The sequence below is a fragment of the Roseicella aerolata genome (assembly GCF_020523605.1).
In the GTDB taxonomy this organism is placed as follows: Bacteria; Pseudomonadota; Alphaproteobacteria; order Acetobacterales; family Acetobacteraceae; genus Paracraurococcus; species Paracraurococcus aerolatus.
In genome coordinates, this window is the sequence record NZ_JAJAQI010000004.1 from 100276 (window position 1) to 121102 (window position 20827).

Sequence of the window (20827 nt, forward strand, 5' to 3'; positions counted from 1 at the left end):
CCGGGCGCCGACTGCGCCGCATTCGGCTGCCCATGACGGTTCCGTTCCGACCTGCCCTGGCCGCGAAACCGCGGCGCGCCGGGGGGGGCGGGCAAGGCCCGGGCGGCGGCGGACGGGTGGGCGGCCCGGTACGCCCTGTCTCACCGGCTCCGTAACGCCACCCTTGGTGTTGGCGACTGAAAACCCTACCTTATCGGCTCGAATCGGGGCTGATAAACTGCCGGGCCCATCCGTCCGCCGGGGCGGGTCCGGATGGCGAATGGCAGCGACTGAACGGATCGTCGGGGGAGCCTGGGTGGCATGAAGTTCACGGTGGAACGGGCGATCCTGCTCAAGGCGCTGGCCCATGTGCAGAGCGTGGTGGAGCGCCGCAACACCATCCCCATCCTGGCCAATGTCCTGATCGCCGTGCAGGACGGCACGCTGAAGCTGACCGCGACCGATATGGAGATCGCGGTGGTGGAGGAGGTGCCGGGCGTCCAGGTGACCCGCCCCGGGCGCACCACCGCGCCGGCCGCGACTCTCTACGAGATCGTCCGGAAGCTGCCCGAGGGCGCCAAGGTCGAGCTGGACCATGCCGGCGGCGATGCCTCGCTCAAGCTGCGGGCCGGCCGCTTCAATACCGACCTCGCCGTGCTGCCGGTGGAGGATTTCCCTTCCATGACCGAGGGCAAGCTGCCGCACGGCTTCTCCCTGCCCGCCGGGCAGCTGCGGGAGCTGGTGGACCGCACGCGCTTTGCCATCAGCACGGAGGAGACGCGCTACTACCTCAACGGCATCTTCCTGCACGCGACCGAGAGCGACGGCACCCGGGTGCTGCGCGCCGTGGCGACGGACGGCCATCGCCTCGCCCGGGTGGAGGAGCCGCTGCCGGAGGGCGCCGGCAACATGCCGGGCGTCATCATCCCGCGGAAGACGGTGAACGAGCTGCGCAAGCTCGCCGAGGAGACGCAGGAGGAGATCGCCATCCGCCTCTCCGACACCAAGATCCGATTCGACATCGGCACCGTGCAGCTCACCAGCAAGCTGATCGACGGCACCTTCCCGGAATACGAGCGCGTCATTCCGCGCGGCAACGACAAGATCCTGCGGGTGACGAAGAAGGAGTTCGCCGAGGCGGTGGGCCGCGTCGCCGCCATCAGCTCCGAGCGCTCGCGCCCCGTGAAGCTCTCCATCGACCGCAACCACCTGCTGCTTTCCGCCACCTCCGCCGAGCAGGGCCAGGCGCAGGAGGAGCTGGACGCCGATGTCGTGAAGTACGAGAGCTCGCCGCTCGAGATCGGCTTCCAGGCGCGCTACCTCAACGACATCACCGACCAGATCGCCGATCAGGTGGAGTTCTGCTTCGCCGATGGCTCGGCACCGACGGTGGTGAGGGATGCGGCGAAGCCCGAGGCGCTCTACGTCCTGATGCCGATGCGGGTCTGACCGCCCCGGTCATCGGGCGCGCCTTCCGCCGATGCAACTGCGCTGGGGACGACGGCGGCTCCCGGCCACGGACCGGAGGGCTGCCGCCACCCGGGCCATCCAGACGGCGCCCTGCCCTGTCAGGGCAGGCGCCCGTTGCGTGTCGCATGACGCCACAGCCGCGCCGGCCCGGCATTACCCCTTGGGGCATGTCCCAAGGGAGGAACGGCGATGCAGGCTCAGCCACAGGCAATCCCCTTCGATGCCGCGCTGCTTGACCGACTGATGGACGAGGCCGGCATGGAGGTGCTGCTCGCCACCTCCAAGCCCGCGGTGCAATACCTGCTCGGCGGCTATCGCTTCCACTTCTTCGAACATGCCGATGCCATCGGCCAGAGCCGCTACCTCCCTGTCCTGGCCTATGTCCGGGGCCAGCCGGACCGCGCCGGCTATGTCGGCCACCGGATGGAGAAGGCCCAGCAATCGGTGGAGCCGCTCTGGGTGCCGGAGGTGCGGAACCTCTCCGGCACCTCCATCGATGCGATGCGGCATGCAGTGGACTATCTCCGCTCTCTCGGCATCGCCTCGCCCCGCATCGGCATCGAGCGCGCCTTCCTGCCGGCCGATGCGCTGGAGGTGCTGCGCGAGGCCTTCCCGAACAGCACCCTGCCGGATGCCCTGCCGGTGCTGGAGCGGCTGCGGGCGGTGAAGACCGAGGCGGAGATCGACAAGCTCCGCCTCGCCTCCGACCGGGTCATCGAATCCATGCTGGCCGTCATGGCCGGGCACGGCCCCGGCACGACGAAGCGCGAGCTGGTCGAGGCGCTGCGGCGGGAGGAGGCGGCGCGGGGCCTCGGCTTCGACTATTGCCTGATCACCGCCGGTACCAGCCTGAACCGCGCCCCCTCCGACCAGCGCTGGGAAGCGGGGGATATCCTCTCCCTCGACAGCGGCGGGCATTACCAGGGCTATATCGGCGATGTCTGCCGGATGGGCATCCTGGGCGAGCCGGATGCCGAGCTGCGGGACCTGCTGGCCGAGGTGGATGCCGTGCAGCAGGCGGCCTTCCGGGCCGTGCGCGCCGGCGCCCCGGGCGGCGCGGTCTATGACGCCGCCGGCGCTGCGCTGCGCGATGCACCGAACCGCGGGCATATGGAGTTCCTCGCCCATGGCATGGGGCTGGTCAGCCATGAGGTGCCGCACCTGACCGCGACGGGCCCGATCCCCTACGCCGCCGAGGATGCCGAGCGCCCGTTGCAGGCCAATATGGTGCTGTCCATCGAGACGACGCTGCAGCACCCCCGCCGCGGCTTCATCAAGCTGGAGGATACGGTGGTGGTCCGGCCGCAGGGCCACGAGATCCTGGGCGATGCCGGCCGTGGCTGGAACCGCGGCGGCACCGCCCTCCGCTAGGGCCGCGCCCACTACCGGCCCGTGATGAGGCGGCGGAGGGGCGATGCAGGTGCCAACCCGCCGCAGGGCGCGGCGCATCGGGGGCGATGGCGCCCGACCTTCACGCCGGCCCGCGACCTGCGCCAGGCCATCGCGGTGTCCGGAGAGGCCGGCTGCGCGCCCCCCATATGGGCTCCCTCCTTTGCGGAGGTGCTCCGCAACGGATTGCGCCCGATCCTGAACGGCCATCCGCTGCGGGGCGTTGCGGATGAATGGTTGCGCGGTCCGGGGCGTCCACGCCCCTCCGCGATCCGCCCTGCAGCGGGTTGCGTTCAGGAATGAATGCCAATCTGCTGCAGGTTCTCGTTCTTCGGGCAGATACACGCGCCCGGTCGTTCACGGCCTCCCGCGATCTGCTCTAGGCTCCGCGCGACGCGGCGAGGGGAGGCGATGGCATGACGGGTCCGGACGGCAGGGCGGAATTCCGCCCGCACAGCGCGCATTGGGGCGTGTTCGAGGCGGCCTGGCGGGACGGGGAACTGGTGGTGCGCCCGCATCCGGGTGACCCGGACCCGAACCGCATCCTGCAGAATTTCCCGCGCGCCCTGCGGCATGAGGCGCGCATCGCCCGCCCCATGATCCGCCGCGGCTGGCTGGAGCAGGGGCCGGGCGCCGACCCACGGCGTGGTCGGGACGAGTATCTGCCGGTCTCCTGGGACCGCGCCCTCGATCTGGTGGCAGGGGAACTGCGCCGCGTCGGGGCGGAGCGGATCTTCGGCGGCTCCTATGGCTGGTCCTCGGCCGGGCGCTTCCACCATGCCCAGAGCCAGGTGCACCGCTTCCTGAACACCGCGCTCGGCGGTTATGTGCGCAGCGTCAACAGCTACTCCGCCGGTGCCTCCGGCGTGCTGCTGCCGCATGTGCTGGGGCCGATGGAGGATATCAGCCGCCGGAACGTGACCTGGGACGCGGTGGCGCAGCATTCGGACCTGGTGCTGGCCTTCGGCGGCCTGGCGCTGAAGAACAGCATGGTGGCGGGCGGCGGCATCTCCCGCCATGTCGAGCGCGACTCGATGCGCGCGGCAGCGGAGCGTGGCTGCGAATTCATCCTGGTCGGTCCCCTGCGGGACGACTGCCCGGAGGAGGCGCGGGCGGAATGGCTGCCCATCACGCCGAATACCGACACCGCGCTGATGCTGGCGCTGATGCATACGCTGGCAGCGGCGGGAAAACACGATCGCGCCTTCCTCGACCGCTACACCACCGGCTGGCCGGTCTTCGAGGACTACCTGACGGGCCGCAGCGACGGCCAGCCGAAGGACGCCGCCTGGGCGGCCCCCATCACCGGCATTCCGGTGGAGCGGATCACTGCCCTGGCCCACCGGCTGGTCGGCAGGCGCGTGCTGGTGACCGTCGCGCATTCCCTGCAGCGGGCCGAGCATGGCGAGCAGCCGGTCTGGGCCGGCATCGTCCTCGCCGCCATGCTGGGGCAGATCGGCCTGCCGGGCGGCGGCTACCACTATGCGCTCGGCGCGCTCGGGCATACCGGGCGGCGGACCAACCTGGTCTCGACCGCCGCGCTGTCGCAGGGGCGCAACCGGGTCGGCGCCTTCATCCCCGTCGCGCGCATCGCCGACATGCTGCAGCATCCCGGCGAGGCCTATGAGTACAACGGCCAGCGCCTGACCTACCCGGAGATCGGCCTGGTCTACTGGGCCGGCGGCAATCCCTTCCACCACCACCAGGACCTGAACCGGCTGCGCGAGGCCTTCCGGCGCGTCGAGACGCTGGTGGTGCACGAACCGGCCTGGACCGCGACGGCGCGCCATGCCGATATCGTGCTGCCGGTGACGATGACGCTGGAGCGGGAGGATATCGGCAGCAGCCAGACCGACCCGTTGATGGTCGCCATGCACAAGCTGGCCGAGCCCTATGGCGAGGCGCGCGACGACTACGCCATCTTCGCCGCGCTGGCGGCGCGGCTGGGCCGGGAGGAGGCCTTCACCGAAGGCCGCAGCGCGCGGGACTGGCTGCGCCACCTCTATGACCGTACGGCCGCGGATATGCGTGCCAAGGGCTTTGAGGCGCCGGAATTCGAAGTCTTCTGGAAGGCGGGATACCTGACCCTGCCGGAAGGCCCGGATGATGGCGGCCTGCTGCGTGCCTTCCGCGAGGACCCGGAGGGCGTGCCCCTGCCGACGCCGAGCGGCAGGATCGAGGTCTTCTCCGCGACCATCGCCGGCTTCGGCTATGCCGATTGCCCCGGCCATCCCGCCTGGCTGGCGCCGAGCGACGTGCCGGAGGCGGCCGCGCCGCTGCATCTGGTGGCGAACCAGCCGGCGACGCGGCTGCACAGCCAGCTCGATTTCGGCGGCCACAGCCAGGAGATGAAGCGGCGGGGGCGGGAGGTTGCGCGGCTCCACCCCGCGGATGCCGCGGCGCGCGGCATCGCGGATGGCGACATCGTGCGGCTGTTCAATGCGCGCGGCGCCTGCCTCGCCGCGGCTGAGCTCTCCGAGGAGGTGATGCCCGGCGTGGTCAACCTGCCGACCGGCGCCTGGTACGATCCGGAGGACCCGGCGGAGGACCGGCCGCTCTGTGTGCACGGCAACCCGAATGTGCTGACGCGCGATATCGGCACCTCGCGCCTGGCGCAGGGCTGCACGGGGCAGCTCACGACGGTGGAGGTGGAGCGCTTCACCGGCAACCTGCCGCCGATCAGGGCCTTCACCCCGCCCGGGGCGGTGGCGGCGGAGTAGCGCGGCGGCAGCGCGGGGCAGGCGGCGGGGCACGCTCCGATCGCCGCCACCACGGACTGGGGGCGCCCGCCGCCGGGTCTTTTTCCGTCACGGCCGGGCCCCAGCCCGGCCCGCTCCGCCCGAGGCGCGAGGCATGCCGGAAGCGCTGCCCGGGCAGAGTGGCCCACCCATGGTCCCGGCGGTCATGCGCCCTTCCGCTACTTCGGGCTCCGCCTGCGGAAATCCGCCGCCATCTCCTCCAGCGTCACGAAACGCACGCCCGGATGCTTCAGCATATGGGCGATCAGCCGCTCCAGCATCAGCAGCACCTGCGGCCGGCCGGAGACGTCGGGGTGAATGGTCATCGGCACCACGGCATAGTCGTACTCGCGGTAGATGAAATCGAAATGGTCGCGCCAGATCTGCTCGAGCTGGTGCGGCGAGACATAGCCGTGGCTGTTCGGGAATTTCTTGATGAACATCATCGGCGGCAGGTCATCGAGGTACCAGGAGGCCGGGATCTCGACGAGTTCCGTCACCTTGCCCTTGCTGAAGGGCTTCATCCAGCTCTCGGCCGGCTTGGAGTAGTCGATCGGCGTCCAGGCATCGCCGGTGCGGACGTAGTAGGGCAGGCAGTCATGGTGCATCAGGCTGTGGTCATAGGCGATGCCGCGCTCGACCAGGATCTCGATGCTGGTCGCGCTCACCTCCCACCACGGCGCCACATAGCCCACCGGCCGACGACCCCAGTGCTTCTCGATCAGGCCGATGCACCGGTCGAAGATCGCTTCCTCCTGCGCGCGGCTCAGCGCCAGCGGGTTCTCATGGCTGTAGCCGTGCAGGCCGATCTCATGCCCGGCCTTGGCCACCAGGTCGGTCTGCTCGGGGAAGCTCTCGATGGTGTGGCCGGGGATGAACCAGGACTGCTTCAGCCCGAAGCGCTCGAACAGCCGCAGGATTCGCGGCATCCCGACCTCGGCCGCGAAGACGCCGCGGCTGATGTCGCCCGGGCTGTCCTCCCCCATGTAGCTGCCGAGCCAGCCGGCCACGGCGTCGCAATGGATGCTGAAGGCGCAGAGGATCTCTTTCGGCATGTCACCCCTCCCGGTCGTTCGCCCGCCGCCAGCGCTCGATCCCGGCGATGGCGGCGGCGCCGTCGATCACATCGGCATAGCGGCGCTCGACATCCCTGAGGTTCTGCGCGTGCGCCGCCTGGTCGTGGTCGCCGACGCAATCCTGCGGCACCATGACGCGGAACCCAAGGGAGAAGGCGTCGATCACGCTGGCCCGGACGCAGCCGGAGGTGATGCAGCCGGTCACGATCACCGTATCCACCCGCTCCTTGGTCAGGATCGCGGCCGCCGGCGTGGCGAAGAAGATGGAAGGGGCGGATTTCATCAGCACCACATCCGGACCTGCCGCGGCGATGCGCGGGTCGAGTTCGGTCGCGGGCGTGTCCTTCAGCAGGTCGAAGACCGGCGCCACCTTCCAGTGCGGCGCGGCGCGCGGGCTGTCATAGCCGTTGACACAGGCGATCACCGGCAGGCCGGCGCGCTTCGCGGCCTCGATGAGCGGCAGGGTGTTGCGGACGGCGGCATCCACCATCGGCGCGCCGCCCATGGGGAAGCCGGCCTCGGTGAAGCCGCGCTGGAAATCCACCACGACGAGGCCGGGCTTCGCTCCGAAGCCCAGGGGGCGGCTGCCATAGCCGCGTTCGGCATAGATGTCGGACATGACGCCTCCGGTCTGGTCGGCCCGGGATTGAGCAAGGCTCGTGCCTTTCCCAGGCCGGCAGACATGCCGATGCATGCCATGGCTCCGGTCGTCGGTATGCCACGGTGCCGCCCGAGCGGCGCGCATGGCACATGGCATTCCGGGCTTGCCCCGGGACATCTCCGGGCCCGGGAGACGCGCCGTGCCTGCCGGATGCGCCTGAGCATCCTCACGCCGGCTGTGCAGCCTGAGGATGGTCCAGGCCATTGCTCAGAGGGAGCAGGGTCACGCCTCCGGGCGCTTCCACTCCGCGGTGATCCGCTCCGGAGGGACCTCCGTGGCTGCCGCAACGCCGCGGGGCCGGCTTCGCGGCATGACTCCGTACGCGATCCGCTGTAGGTCATTGACTGTAAAGCAGATTCAGGCTTCTGGGCATTGACGCCATTCCGCGATCTGCTCTAGCGCGTCATGCCGCCCAGCTTGTGGGAGGGCTCCGAACCGCCCGTGATCGTCGCCTGCGCCTTCGCCCGGTCCGCCGGCATGGAGAGCGTCACCCTGTTGCCCTCGACTGCGGCGATGCTGCTGACCGGGATATAGTGGTGGTGCTGGCCGCTGCCGTCCGGGTCGTCGGCCTTGGTCAGCTTGATCCGGTCGTCCTCCAGCTTGTCCACCGTGCCGACATGCCGGCCGTCGCTGCCGACGACCTCCATATGCTCCTTCACCTGCCCTGCATGGCCGCTCATGGCGTATTTCCTCCGTGGCTGGTCCCGGACAGAACGGCCGTGGCGGCGAAGGGATGCAGGGCCGCCCGCTCAGCCGGCCTCCGCGCCCATCAGCGCCAGCCCTTCGGCGACCGAGACGAACTCGCCGCCGCCCGCGATGCGCCCGGGGGCGAAGCGCTGCTCGAACAGCCGCCGCACCGCTGGCACCAGGGAGGTGCCGCCGGTGAGGAAGACCCGATCCACCTGGCCCGGCGCCAGCCCGGCATCCGCCAGCGCCGCATCCACCGCCGCGCCCATGCGGGCGAGGTCGGGGGCGATCCACCTCTCGAACTCGGTGCGGGTGATCTCGGCCTGGACCGTGAATTCCTCATGCCGGAAGTCCAGCACCGCGCTTTCGGCCCGCGACAGCGCCGCCTTTACGCCGGAGACGGCGCGATACAGCGCATAGCCCGCCTCCTCCTCCACCAGCATGACCAGATGGCGCAGCCGCTCCGGGTGCTCGGCGGTGCGCGCCACCTCGGCGATGTCGGCCATCACCTTCGGCGCCCGCATGAGGGAGAGCTGGTGCCAGCGCGCGAAGGAGAGATACCAGCCGACCGGGATCGGCATGGGCTTGCCCCAGACCAGGTAGCTGTCCCCCTTGCCGAGGCGCGGCGAGACCACCTGGTCGATGATCCGATAGTCCAGCGCATCGCCGGCGATCCCGAGGCCGGCATGGCCGAGCGGGATGACCCGCCGCGGCGGTCCCGGCTCGAAGCGCAGCACGGAGAAATCGCTGGTGCCGCCGCCCAGGTCGCCGACCAGCACGGTCGCTGGCCGGTCCAGCCCGGCGGCGAAGCGGTGGCCGGCCGCCGCCGGTTCCAGCGCCACCGTCACCTCCGGCAGGCCGGCCGCGGCGAAGGCGGCGCGCAGCCGCTCCTCGCCATGGGCATCCTCCGCCGTCTCGCCGGCGAAGCGCACGGGCCGGCCGACCACGATGCGCGTGCCGGCCAGCGCCTCGGCGAAGGGCCCCAGCAACTCCCGCAGGAAGGCCGCCACCAGCGCTTCCAGCGTCCAGCTGCGGCCATGGATGCGTGTCTCGCGGAAGCTGCGCTGCGCCAGGTAGCTCTTCATTGACATGATAAGCCGGCTGGCCAGCGGGTCCTCCAGATAGGCCTCGATCGCCGCCGGCCCGGCGGCCTGACGCGTCGCGCCCTTCTCCAGCCAGAGGCAGAGGACGGAGCGGAACACCGCCCCCGCCGCATGGTCGAGCGTGATCACGCCGCCATCGGGGCGGAGCGCGGCGACCACGCTGTTGGTGGTGCCGAAATCGATACCGATGGCAGGGCGCATGAGGACCGCAGGACAGGGGAGGGGGCGCGCTTGGAGCAGGCCCGGCGCCCCCTGTCCAGCGCTCAGGCCGGCGCCAGCCCCAGCCGCCGTGCCGCGCGGGCGACGCAGGCCTCGAAGAACTCCAGCGAGTCGAAGGGGCGGTCCCGCCCGTCCTCCGGCACCACCATCGGCTCTCCGCCACCGGCCAGCACGGCGCCCGGGATCATCAGGTTGTCCGGCAGGCCGAAGCCGCCGACCGTGAGGCCGGGCATCGGGTCCGGCTGCGCCGCGACCTGGCGCCGGCTGCGCTCGGCGAAGGGCGTGGCGCTGTTGGAATAGCCGAAGATCGGCCTGCCGCGGCCGAGGAACCAGCCGAGCTCCACCAGCGTGCCGGCATCGGCCGAGGCGCCGCGGAAGGGAGTGAGGTTGGCGATGACGAGATCGCATTCCTCCATCATCGCCAGGTCCTTGCGGAAGATGGTCTGCCAGGCCTCCGCCTCCGGCATCGCGGCCAGGGAGGCGACATCCTCGTTCAGCGGCGGCCGGCCCAGGATGCCGTGGCGGGCGCAGATCGCCACCTTGCGGCGCGCATGGCCGGCGGCATCGGGCAGGAAGACATCGGGGCCGGCGAGATAGGCCTGCAGGGGCATGGGCGGGATCCGCGCTTGGGGGCGGCCAGGATGGCGGCTGGAGCGGTCGGGGGAAAGCGACGGCCGGGGCCCCCTCCCTCATCGGCATGGCGGGCGGATGCGGGGCGGCCCGCGGGGGAGGAGCACGCCCCCCGCGGCAGGCTAGGGCCGGGGGCGTGCAGGCCGGGGCACGATCCTGGTGCAGGGGCGCCGCCGCCTGGCGCGCGATTGGGCCGGTGCTGGGACCGACGACCGCGCCGGCCAGGGTCGGGTTCCGGCTGTCCGGCGCCATCACGCCTGCACCGCGGCCCCGACCACCCCATCTCTGCCGTCCATCCTGACCGGGCGCGGGACCGCATGAAGAGGCTGCTGATCGTCTTCCATTCCCGCACCGGCGGCACCCGGCAGATGGCGGAGGCCGCCGCACGCGGCGCCGCGCCGGAGGCGGAGCTGCGGCTGCTGCCGGCCATGGAGGCAGGGCCGGAGGACCTGCTCTCGGCCGATGGCTATCTCTTCGCCGCGCCGGAGAACCTGGCGGCCATCTCCGGCCCCATGAAGGACTTCTTCGATCGCTGCTACTACCCGGTGCTGGAGCGGTTGAACGGCCGCCCCTACGCCCTGCTGGTCTGCGCCGGCAGCGACGGGACCAATGCCGCCCGGCAGATGGCGCGCATCGCCACCGGCTGGCGGCTGCGGGAGGTGGCGGCGCCGCTGATCCTCTGCACCCATGCCCAGACGCCGGGGGCGATCCTGGCGCCGAAAACCATCCCCCCGGAGGACCTGCGGCGCTGCGAGGAATTGGGCGCGGCGCTCGCGGCCGGCCTCGCCATGGGCATCTTCTGAACAGAACCGGCGCCGCCGGGTTGAGGGGCGCGCCGGTCCTCATCGCCAGCGGGTCCCTGATTCCGCACAGCAAACGATACTGTCCCGCAGACAGGCAGGAACTCTGCCGATCGGCATGAGACTTTTCCTCCCGCCCGGTCCCAGGCGAAGCTGCCTGGCAGAAGCATAAGGGAAGGAAACGCCATGGCGGCACAGGGCAGCCCGGTCACGCTGGTGACCGGCGGGGCGGATGGCATCGGCTGGGCGATCGCGCGGCGCTTCGCGGCCGGCGGCCACCGGGTGGCGATCGCCGACCTGCGGGCGGATGCGGCCGATGCAAGGGCGCGGGAGCTGGGGGAGGGGCATCTCGGCCTCGGCTGCGACGTCGCCGCCGAGCCGCAGGTGGTCGCTGCGGTGGGGCGGGTGCTGGAGAGCTGCGGGCGGCTGGACGTGCTCGTCAACAATGCCGGCATCGCCGACACCTTCCTGCCGACGGTGGAGCAGACCGCCGAGCTCTTCATGCGGCAACTCGACATCCACCTGAAAGGCAGCTTCGTGGCCTCGCGCGAGGCGGCGAAGGCCATGCTGCCGGCCGGGCAGGGGGCGATCGTCAACCTGGCCTCGATTGCCGCGCTGACCGGCCTGCCGCGGCGGAACGGCTATGCCGCCGCCAAGGCCGGCATCATCGCGCTGACCCGGACGCTGGCGGCGGAATGGGGGCGGCGGGGCATCCGGGTGAACGCCATCGCGCCCGGCTATGTCCGGACCGATCTGGTGGCAGCCCTGGAGCGAGACGGGAAGATCGACACGGATGCGATCGGGCGGCGCGCGCCCCTGGGACGGCTCGGGCGGCCGGAGGAGATCGCGGAGGTGGCGTGGTTCCTGGCCTCGCCGGCGGCGAGCTATGTCAGCGGCATCACCGTCCCGGTGGATGGCGGCTGGATGGCCTTCGGATCGGACGGCGACGCGCCGGAGTAGAGCAGTCGCGGACGGGGGTGAACACCCCGGCGCAGGGGCCTGCTCTGCCGGCCATGACCAGCAGCGGATGATGAACCCCCGCGGCCCGGCGGTGTTGCGGCGAAGCAGCGGCGATGCGGTACCATGGCGCGGTGGAATGGTTGCCTTGCGCAGCGAACCGGGCGATGCAGCGCCCAGGGACATGCATCGGGCAGGTCCGCTCGCCGCGGCAGCATTGCGCCGTGAGGCACGCAGGGGAGAGCAGAGGGATGAAGACGCGCGCCGCGGTCGCCTGGGAAGCGAAGAAGCCGCTGACCATCGAGACCGTCGATCTCGAAGGCCCGAAGGCCGGCGAGGTGCTGGTCGAGGTCATGGCGACCGGCGTCTGCCACACCGATGCCTACACCCTGGATGGGCTCGATTCCGAAGGCCTCTTCCCCGCCATCCTGGGCCATGAGGGCGCAGGGATCGTGCGGGAGGTCGGCGCGGGCGTCACCAGCGTGAAGGTGGGCGACCACGTCATCCCGCTCTACACGCCGGAATGCCGGCAGTGCAAAACCTGCCTCAGCCAGCGCAGCAATCTCTGCACCTCGATCCGCGCCACCCAGGGCAAGGGCGTGATGCCGGACGGCACCAGCCGCTTCCGCTGCGAGCCCACCAAGCCCCAGGGCAACCAGATCTTCCACTACATGGGCTGCAGCACCTTCTCCAACTTCACCGTGCTGCCGGAGATCGCGGTGGCGAAGGTGCGGGAGGACGCGCCCTTCGACAAGATCTGCTACATCGGCTGCGGTGTGACGACGGGCATCGGCGCGGTGATCTACACCGCGAAGGTCTGGCCGGGCGCCAATGTCGTCGTCTTCGGCCTCGGCGGCATCGGCCTGAACGTGATCCAGGGCGCCCGCATGGTCGGCGCCGACAGGATCATCGGCGTCGATATCAACCCGGCGAAGCAGGAAATGGCGAAGAAGTTCGGCATGACGCATTTCGTCAACCCGAACGAGATCGGCACCGACAAGGTGGTGCAGGCGCTGGTCGACCTGACCGGCGGCGGTGCCGATTTCTCCTTCGACTGCACCGGCAATGTCAACGTCATGCGCCAGGCGCTGGAATGCTGCCATCGCGGCTGGGGCGAGAGCATCATCATCGGCGTGGCGCCGGCCGGCGCCGAGATTGCCACGCGGCCCTTCCAACTCGTCACGGGGCGGGTCTGGAAGGGCTCGGCCTTCGGCGGCGCACGCGGGCGGACCGACGTGCCGAAGATCGTCGACTGGTACATGGAGGGGAAGATCAATATCGATGACCTGATCACCCACACCATGCCGCTCGAGAAGATCAACGATGCCTTCGACCTGATGCATGAGGGCAAGTCGATCCGCTCCGTCGTGGTGTTCTGAGCATGGCGGCCGAGACCGTCTCCAGGGTGCGCTGCTTCGGCGGGGAGCAGCGCGTGCTGCGCCACCGCTCGGCGGAGACGGGGACGGAGATGCGCTTCGCCGCTTTCCTCCCGCCCCAGGCGATAGCGGGGCGCAGAGTGCCGGTGGTGTGGTTCCTCTCCGGCCTCACCTGCACGGAGGAGAACTTCACCGTGAAGGCCGGGGCGCAGCGCGTCGCGGCCGAACTCGGCCTACTGCTGGTGGCGCCCGACACCTCGCCGCGCGGGGAGGGCGTGCCGGACGACCCGCAGGGCGCCTGGGATTTCGGCCTGGGTGCCGGCTTCTATGTGGACGCGGCGCAGGACCCTTGGGCGCGGCACTACCGCATGCGGAGCTACATCGAGCGGGAGCTGCCGGCGCTGGTGGCGTCCGAGCTGCCGGCGGAAATGGGAAGGCAGGGTATCATGGGCCATTCCATGGGTGGTCATGGCGCGCTGACCATCGCGCTGCGCAACCCGGGCCGCTTCGCCGCGGTCTCGGCCTTCGCGCCGATCGCCTCTCCCATACGCTGCCCCTGGGGGGAGAAGGCGCTCGGCGGCTATCTTGGCTCGGACCGTGCGGCCTGGCGGGAGTATGACGCGACGGCGCTGATCGAGGACGGGGCGCGGCTGCCCGATCTGCTGGTGGACCAGGGGATGGCGGACGGGTTCATGGCGAACCAGCTCAAGCCCGAGCTGCTGGAGGAGGCCTGCGGCAAGGCCGGCATCCCGCTGACGCTGCGGCGGCAGGAGGGCTACGACCACTCCTATTTCTTCATCGCCACCTTCATTGAGGACCATCTGCGCTGGCAGGCCGCCCGGCTGGGCTTGGCCTGACCTTCAGGCGGCGCGGAAGCGCGCCGCCGTCACTGCATCTTGCGTGAGCGCCGCGGCGATGGCCGCCCGCGCTTCCGCCGTTTCCGCCAGGGCCACCACCCGCTCGAACCAGGGGCACTGGTTGCGCACGCGCGCCTGGAACAGCCGGTCCAACGCCGCTGCGGCCGGCGATCGTCCGCCGCAGCAGGTGCAGGCCGCGGCATGCGGCAGATAAGGATCGAAGCTCGCCAGGGCCACCGCGCCCATGGGCAGGGGCGGGGGCGGCGCCTCGGCCAGCACCGCGGCCTTGGGGCCCGCGGCCAGCGCCGCGGCCAGCGCCGCGGCCAGCGCCGCCTCCCCATCCGCCACCAGCAGCGGGATCCGGGCATCCAGGCTCCAGGCCAAGCGTTCAGTCTCCGTTGAGGATGCTGGACATAAGGATATCTTTATGTCATTGCGAGTGCCATGGACAAATTCCTGGCCCAGCTGCGCGCCGCCGCCGAGCCGACCCGCCTTCGCCTGCTGGCGCTCTGCGCCCGCGGGGCCTTCTGCGTGACCGATCTCTGCGAGGTGCTGGGCCAGTCCCAGCCGCGGCTATCCCGCCACCTCAAGCTGCTGGTCGAGGCCGGGTTGCTGGAGCGGGTGCCGGAAGGCGCCAATGCCTATTTCCAGCTGCCGCCCGGGGCAGAACTGGCACGCATGCTGCTGGCCCGCCTGCCGGAGGACGACCCGCTGCTGGCCGCCGATCGCCGCGCCGCCGTGCGGCTGGCCGCCGAGCGGGCGCGCGAGGCCTCCGACGCCTTTCGCCGCGATGGCGCCGATTGGGACGAGATCCGCGCCCTGGCGCTGCCCGCCGAGGCGATCGAGCAGGCGCTGCTCGGCCTGCTGCCGCCTGCCATCGAGCGCTTCCTCGATATCGGCACCGGCACGGGACGGCTGCTGGAGGTGGTGGCGGAGCGGGCCGAGCGGGCCCTGGGCATCGATGCCAGCCGGGAGATGCTGGCACTGGCCCGCGCCCGGCTGGCGGAGCGGGGCCTCGCCGGCCGCTGCGCGGTGCGGCAGGCCGACATGTACCGCCTGCCGCTGCCGGATGCCGCCTTCGACGTCGCCGCCCTGCAGATGGTGCTGCACTATGCCGAGGAGCCGGCCGCGGCGCTGGCCGAGGCCGCCCGCGTGCTGCGGCCGGAGGGGCTGCTGGTGGTCATCGACCTCGCGCCGCATGAGCGGGGCGAACTGCTGGAGCGCCATGCCCATCGCTGGCCAGGCTTCGACGATGCGGCGATCGCCGGCTGGCTCGGCTCGGCGGGCTGCGCGGCGCTGCCGCCGGTGGCCGTCCCCGGCCCGCTCGCCGTCCGGCTCTGGCCGGCCAGGCGCCTGCCCGGCCTGGTCGCCCCGCCTGCCGCCCCCGCCCTGACCTTCTGACACGGAAGCCCTTTCCATGGCCCGTCCCCATCTGCTCGACGTCCTCCGCGACCGTGTCCTCCTCTGCGATGGCGGCATGGGCAGCCGCGTGCAGGCGCTGACCCTCGACATCGACAAGGACTACTGGGGGAAGGAGAACTGCACCGAGGTGCTGAACCTCTCCCGCCCCGACCTGGTGCGGGAGATCCACCGCGGCTACTACGAGGCCGGCGCCGACATGGTGCTGACCAACAGCTTCGGCGGCAGCCCGGTCACGCTGGGCGAGTTCGAGCTGGAGGGGCGGGCCTTCGAGATCAACCGGCTCTCGGGCGAGCTGGCGCGGGAGGCCGCCGAGAGCTTCGCCGATGGCCGCGACCGCTGGGTGATCGGCGATATCGGCCCGGGCACCAAGCTGCCGTCGCTCGGGCACATCGCCTATGACGAGCTGCAGGCGGCGCTGGAGGAGCAGTGCCGCGGCCTGATCGCCGGCGGCGTGGATGCGCTGCTGACCGAGACCAACCAGGACACGCTGTTCATCAAGGCGGCGGTCAATGCCGCCAAGGCGGCGATCAGGGCGAGCGGCAGGGACATCCCCATCTTCGTCCAGGTGACGGTGGAGACCACCGGCACGCTGCTGGTTGGCCCCGACATCGCCGCGGCCTCCACCGTGGTGCATGCGCTGGACGTGCCGCTGATCGGCCTCAACTGCGCGACCGGCCCACAGGAGATGGCGGAGCATGTGAGGTGGCTCAGCCAGAACTGGCCGGGCCTGATCAGCGTGCAGCCCAATGCCGGCCTGCCGGAACTGGTGGACGGCAGGACCCACTACCCCCTCGGCGCCGAGGAGATGGCGGTGTGGATGGAGCGCTTCGTCCGCGAGGACGGGGTGAACCTGATCGGCGGCTGCTGCGGCACCTCGACGCCCCACATCGCCGCGCTGGACGCCATGCTGCGGAGGCACGGCGAATGGCGCCCCGCCCCTGTGGCGCGGAAGTACCACTGGGTGCCCTCCGTCGCCTCCCTCTACGGCGCCGTATCGCTGCGGCAGGAGAACGCCTATTTTTCCATCGGCGAGCGCTGCAACGCCAATGGCTCCAAGGCCTGGCGGGAACGGCAGGCGGCGCATGACTGGGATGGCTGCGTCGCCATGGGCCGCGAGCAGGTGGGGGAGGGGTCGAACAGCCTCGATATCTGCACCGCTTTCGTCGGCCGCGACGAGATGGCCGAGATGAACGAGGTGGTGAAGCGGTTCACTTCCTCGGTCAACGCGCCGCTGGTGATCGATTCCACCGAGACGCCGGTGATCGAGGCCGCCCTCAAGCTGCATGGCGGCAAGCCCATCATCAACTCGATCAATTTCGAGGATGGCGAGGGTCATGCGCATGACCGCATGGTGCTGGCCAAGAAGTTCGGAGCCGCCGTCATCGCCCTGACCATCGACGAGGTGGGCATGGCGAAGACCGCCGAGGACAAGCTTCGGATCGCCCGCCGGCTGGTGGACTTCGCCTGCAACAGGCACGGCCTGCCGCAGTCCGACCTGCTGATCGACCCGCTGACCTTCACCATCGCCACCGGCAATGAGGACGACCGCAAGCTCGGCCTCTGGACGCTGGAGGGCATCCGGATGATCCGGGACGAATTCCCGGACATCCAGATCATCCTCGGCCTGTCCAATATCAGCTTCGGCCTTAATCCCGCCGCACGCCACGTGCTGAACAGTGTCTTCCTGGACCATGCCGTGAAGGCCGGCATGACGGGCGCGATCGTCCATGTCTCCAAGATCAAGCCGCTGCACCAGATTCCGGCCGAGGAGGTGCAGGTCGCCGAGGACCTGATCTTCGACCGGCGGCGGGAGGGCTACGACCCACTCCAGCGCCTGCTGGAGCTGTTCGCCGGCCGCAAGGCCGCCGACACGGCCGCCAAGAAGAAGGCGGAGACGGTCGAGGGGCGCCTCAAGGACCGGATCGTGGACGGCGACCGCAAGGGGCTGAACGAGGAGTTGCAGGACGCGCTCGACAAGGGCATCGCGCCGCTCTCGATCATCAACGACATCCTGCTGGACGGGATGAAGGTGGTGGGCGAGCTCTTCGGCGCGGGCAAGATGCAGCTTCCCTTCGTGCTGCAGAGCGCGGAGACGATGAAGGCCGCCGTCGCCTATCTCGAGCCCTTCATGGAGAAGATCGAGGGGCAGGAGAAGGGCACCATCGTGCTGGCGACCGTGAAGGGCGATGTGCACGATATCGGCAAGAACCTGGTGGACATCATCCTGACCAACAACGGCTACCGGGTGGTCAACCTCGGCATCAAGGTGCCGCTGGCCGATATGGTGGCGGCGGTCAAGGAACACAGGGCGCATGCCATCGGCATGTCCGGTCTCCTGGTGAAGTCCACCGTGGTGATGCGCGAGAACCTCGAGGAGATGTCGCGCATCGGCCTCGACGTACCGGTGCTGCTCGGCGGCGCCGCGCTGACCCGCAACTACGTGGAGGACGACTGCGTCCGCGCCTATGCCTCCGGCCGGGTCGCCTATGCGCGGGACGCCTTCGACGGCCTGCACCTGATGGACAAGGTGACGGGCAACGGCTTCGACGACTACCTCGCCGCCGTGCAGCAGAAGCGGAAGGGCAAGGCGCGGAACGAGAGCCGCACGCTCGGCACCGCCGACCCGCGCGGCTTCGCCCCGGTGGACGTGAACTACGCCCAAGGCCGGCGGCGGCGCGTGACGGAAGGCGAGCCGATCCCCGACCCGCCCTTCTGGGGAGCGCGGGTGATCGAGGCAGCGCCGAAAGCCGTGGTGCCCTTCATCAACGAGCGCAGCCTCTACCAATTCCAGTGGGGCTTCCGGAAGCAGGGCCGCAGCCTGGAGGATTTCCTCGGCTGGGCGAAGCAGGAACTGCGCCCGGTGCTGAAGCGCATGCTGGCACTGACCGAGGCGCAGGGGATCCTCCGTCCGCAGGCGATCTACGGCTACTGGAAATGTGCCGGCCAGGGCAATGACCTGATCCTGTTCGAGCAGGATGGCGTGACCGAAGCCTGCCGCTTCACCCTGCCGCGCCAGCCGAAGCAGGATGGCGAGTGCATCGCCGACTTCGTCCGCGACATCGAGGACGGGCCGGCCGCGCGCGACGTCATCGGCCTGCAGGTGGTGACAGTCGGCCAGAAGGCCAGCGACATGGCGCGGGAGTGGTTCGAGGACAACCGCTACCAGGATTACCTCTACCTGCACGGCCTTTCGGTCGAGATGGCGGAGGCGATGGCGGAATACGTGCACAAGCGCATCCGCGCCGAATGGGGCTTCGCGCAGCACGACGACCGCGACATGGAGAAGATGCTGAGCCAGGGCTACCGCGGCGGCCGCTACAGCTTCGGCTACCCCGCCTGCCCGCGTCTGGAGGACCAGGAGCCGCTGCTGCGGCTGCTGGGCGCGGATCGCATCGGTGTCTCGATCAGCGACGAATGGCAGCTCCATCCGGAGCAATCGACCAGCGCCATCGTCCTGCATCATCCGAAAGCGAAATATTTCTCGGTTTGATCATCCGAAAACGAGGGCTCCAGAAAGCGTGATTGGCCTGACCGAAACAATCGGTCAGGCTATCCCCTGCTGCATCGCATATCCGAGGGAGGGGTCCGGCTGGCCTGATGAGGGCCTCGGCCGGCGCGTCGGGGGAGACCTGATTTGGCAAGTCGCACTCGAAAGGGGGCCGGGCGGGCGGCTGCGATATACGCCCTGGCACGTGGCAGCGACCGCGCCTCGTCGATCCGGCCGGGCATGCGCGTCGGCCAACTCCGCGTCGAGCATGAGGGTGAGCCCTATGAGTGGCGGGGCCGCTTCTCCCGCCGGCGCTGGGTGTGCCGCTGCGATTGCGGCAACCTCACCGAGGTGCGCGAGGATCGCCTGAAGAACCATACGACCCGCAGTTGCGGCTGTGTCCGGACCGCCGTGGCTCGCGACCGGCTGCTGCGCCATGGCGGGCGGTCCGGCGGGCGGGTGGCGCCGGAATACTGGGCCTGGCAGGCCCTGCTCCACCGGTCGGAAGGCGTGCGCGTCTGCCGGCGCTGGCGGGCGGGCAAGGGGCAGGGTTTCACTGCCTTCCTGGAGGATGTCGGCTCGCGGCCCTCGCCGCGCCATCGCCTCACCCGTCCCGATCCCTCACGCGCCTTCGGGCCCGGCAATGCCTGCTGGCAGGCGGATGTCCCACGCCGCGGCGTGCCGCGCCGGCTGGTGGCCTGGCGCGGCCGGCAGATGACGCTGCATGAGGCCGCGGAGAAGGCCGGCGTGCCCTATGCCCGGCTCTGCAAGCGGCTGGAACGCGGCTGGCCGGTGGAACTCGCCCTGCAGGCCTGAGAGCCGCGGCCGCTCAGCCCGGCACTGCCACCTGCCCCTGCATCAGCCGGCGCGCCGTGCGGAACACCACCGCGCTGTCGGCGTGCCAGCCCTGGCCGTCCCGCCGCACCTCCGCGCCGACGGTCAGCGTGCCGGAGGGATGCGCGACGCGAATCTCCTCCGGCTTCGTGCCCCGGCGCGCCAGCCCGTGCGGGATGCTGCCCTCGATCCGGCAGGCAACGGCCAGGCCCATGGCGCCCGTCATGGGCACGGCACGGTGCGGCCGTTCCATGGACAGCATGCGGATCGTCACGTCATGCCCGGCCGGGTCCAGCACTGCGCCGTCCAGCGTGCGCGCCGCCATCGGCCCGGCCACCAGGGCGACGCGCGGATTGGCGAGGCTGACGCTCTCCTCCGTCGCGGCCAGGCCCATGGCGACGCCGGCGATCCGCCGGATGCGGTCAAGCAGCGCCAGGAGGTCGGGGCGGGCCTCCATGGCCTCAGGCAGTTCGCCGCCCAACAGGCCGAGATCGCTCGCCGCCACGAAGACGGCCGGGTTGGCCGCATCCACCAGGCTGGCGCGCAACCGGCCGAAACCCGGGATCTCCAGCACATCCACCGGGTTACCCGTGGGCAGCAGCGCCTTGCATTGCGACCCGCCGGGCGAGAGGAAGTCCAGCCGGATGCGGGCGCCGGTGCCGGCGACGCCGGCGATGGCGAAATCGCCCCGCACCTCCGCCCGGCCCTCCCGCACCGGGAAGCGGGCATGGATGAGCTTCCGGGTGTTCACCTGGTGGATGCGGACCAGCGCCTCCCCGTCCCCGGTCCGCACCAGGCCTTCGTCCACCGCAAAGTGGCCGACCGCAGCGGAGAGGTTGCCGCAATTGCCCTTCCAGTCCACCACCGGCCGGTCCACCGAGACCTGGGCGAAGGTGTAGTCCACATCCGCCTCCGGGTGGCTCGGCGGCCCGATGAGCACGGCCTTGGAGAGGGAGGAGATGCCGCCCCCCATCCCGTCCAATTGCCGCCCATAGGGATCCGGGCTGCCGAGCACGCCGAGCAGGATCGGGTCGATGGCAGCCCGCTCCGCCGGCAGGTCCTTCGCATGGAAGAACACGCCCTTGGAGGAGCCGCCGCGCATGAAGACGGCGGGGATGAAACCTTGTGTCATGTTGCGCGCC

The 20827-nt window shown here is 70.6% G+C and carries 17 protein-coding genes; 10 read left to right on the forward strand and 7 right to left on the reverse strand.

Annotation, left to right across the window (positions count from 1 at the left end):
• Positions 1 to 300: 300 nt before the first annotated feature.
• The 3 genes from dnaN (at position 301) to LHA35_RS04125 (ending at position 5558) form a co-directional block, all read left to right on the forward strand.
• Positions 301 to 1428, forward strand: a complete 1128-nt coding sequence (gene dnaN / locus LHA35_RS04115; protein WP_226604862.1) for a DNA polymerase III subunit beta — start codon at positions 301 to 303, stop codon at positions 1426 to 1428.
• Between the two features lie 210 nt (positions 1429 to 1638).
• Positions 1639 to 2820 (forward strand): M24 family metallopeptidase, encoded by a 1182-nt coding sequence (locus tag LHA35_RS04120; RefSeq protein WP_226604865.1) that lies wholly within the window; start codon positions 1639 to 1641, stop codon positions 2818 to 2820.
• Between the two features lie 434 nt (positions 2821 to 3254).
• Positions 3255 to 5558 carry a molybdopterin guanine dinucleotide-containing S/N-oxide reductase gene (locus LHA35_RS04125; RefSeq protein ID WP_226604868.1) on the forward strand — a complete coding sequence of 768 codons (2304 nt, stop codon included), beginning with the start codon at positions 3255 to 3257 and terminating at the stop codon, positions 5556 to 5558.
• 197 nt (positions 5559 to 5755) lie between these two features.
• On the opposite strand, the gene LHA35_RS04130 is transcribed toward LHA35_RS04125, so the two are convergent.
• The 5 genes from LHA35_RS04130 to LHA35_RS04150 all read right to left on the reverse strand — a co-directional run bounded on the left by LHA35_RS04130 (position 5756) and on the right by LHA35_RS04150 (position 9933).
• Positions 5756 to 6631: a polysaccharide deacetylase family protein gene (locus LHA35_RS04130; RefSeq protein ID WP_226604872.1), complete on the reverse strand. Its 876-nt coding sequence runs from the start codon at positions 6629 to 6631 to the stop codon at positions 5756 to 5758.
• A 1-nt stretch (position 6632) separates the two neighbouring features.
• Entirely contained in the window at positions 6633 to 7271 is a 639-nt protein-coding gene (locus tag LHA35_RS04135) for an isochorismatase family protein (RefSeq protein ID WP_226604875.1), read from the reverse strand.
• Positions 7272 to 7708: 437 nt separating this feature from the next.
• A complete protein-coding gene (locus LHA35_RS04140; protein ID WP_226604877.1) occupies positions 7709 to 7993 on the reverse strand; it encodes a DUF2171 domain-containing protein in 285 nt (94 codons plus the stop codon).
• Between the two features lie 69 nt (positions 7994 to 8062).
• Positions 8063 to 9304 (reverse strand): Hsp70 family protein, encoded by a 1242-nt coding sequence (locus LHA35_RS04145; protein WP_226604879.1) that lies wholly within the window; start codon positions 9302 to 9304, stop codon positions 8063 to 8065.
• Between the two features lie 62 nt (positions 9305 to 9366).
• Entirely contained in the window at positions 9367 to 9933 is a 567-nt protein-coding gene (locus tag LHA35_RS04150) for a nucleoside 2-deoxyribosyltransferase (RefSeq protein WP_226604881.1), read from the reverse strand.
• A gap of 336 nt (positions 9934 to 10269) precedes the next feature.
• Here LHA35_RS04150 and LHA35_RS04155 point away from each other — a divergent pair, with 336 nt between their 5' ends.
• The 4 genes from LHA35_RS04155 to fghA all read left to right on the forward strand — a co-directional run bounded on the left by LHA35_RS04155 (position 10270) and on the right by fghA (position 13942).
• On the forward strand, positions 10270 to 10755 hold the full coding sequence (locus LHA35_RS04155) for a flavodoxin family protein (RefSeq protein ID WP_226604882.1): 486 nt from the start codon (positions 10270 to 10272) through the stop codon (positions 10753 to 10755).
• 183 nt (positions 10756 to 10938) lie between these two features.
• The gene (locus tag LHA35_RS04160) at positions 10939 to 11712 is read left to right on the forward strand and encodes an SDR family oxidoreductase (RefSeq protein ID WP_226604884.1); all 774 of its coding nucleotides are present in this window, start codon (positions 10939 to 10941) and stop codon (positions 11710 to 11712) included.
• 248 nt (positions 11713 to 11960) lie between these two features.
• A complete protein-coding gene (locus LHA35_RS04165) occupies positions 11961 to 13088 on the forward strand; it encodes an S-(hydroxymethyl)glutathione dehydrogenase/class III alcohol dehydrogenase (protein WP_226604887.1) in 1128 nt (375 codons plus the stop codon).
• A 2-nt stretch (positions 13089 to 13090) separates the two neighbouring features.
• On the forward strand, positions 13091 to 13942 hold the full coding sequence (gene fghA / locus LHA35_RS04170) for an S-formylglutathione hydrolase (protein ID WP_226604890.1): 852 nt from the start codon (positions 13091 to 13093) through the stop codon (positions 13940 to 13942).
• Positions 13943 to 13945: 3 nt separating this feature from the next.
• On the opposite strand, the gene LHA35_RS04175 is transcribed toward fghA, so the two are convergent.
• Positions 13946 to 14326: a hypothetical protein gene (locus tag LHA35_RS04175; protein WP_226604893.1), complete on the reverse strand. Its 381-nt coding sequence runs from the start codon at positions 14324 to 14326 to the stop codon at positions 13946 to 13948.
• Between the two features lie 60 nt (positions 14327 to 14386).
• Here LHA35_RS04175 and LHA35_RS04180 point away from each other — a divergent pair, with 60 nt between their 5' ends.
• The 3 genes from LHA35_RS04180 (at position 14387) to LHA35_RS04190 (ending at position 19667) form a co-directional block, all read left to right on the forward strand.
• Positions 14387 to 15343: an ArsR/SmtB family transcription factor gene (locus tag LHA35_RS04180; RefSeq protein WP_226604896.1), complete on the forward strand. Its 957-nt coding sequence runs from the start codon at positions 14387 to 14389 to the stop codon at positions 15341 to 15343.
• 16 nt (positions 15344 to 15359) lie between these two features.
• Entirely contained in the window at positions 15360 to 18854 is a 3495-nt protein-coding gene (gene metH / locus LHA35_RS04185) for a methionine synthase (RefSeq protein ID WP_226604899.1), read from the forward strand.
• A 237-nt stretch (positions 18855 to 19091) separates the two neighbouring features.
• A complete protein-coding gene (locus LHA35_RS04190; protein WP_226604901.1) occupies positions 19092 to 19667 on the forward strand; it encodes a hypothetical protein in 576 nt (191 codons plus the stop codon).
• Between the two features lie 13 nt (positions 19668 to 19680).
• On the opposite strand, the gene LHA35_RS04195 is transcribed toward LHA35_RS04190, so the two are convergent.
• Positions 19681 to 20817 (reverse strand): 2-methylaconitate cis-trans isomerase PrpF family protein, encoded by a 1137-nt coding sequence (locus LHA35_RS04195; protein ID WP_226604902.1) that lies wholly within the window; start codon positions 20815 to 20817, stop codon positions 19681 to 19683.
• Positions 20818 to 20827: the final 10 nt, after the last annotated feature.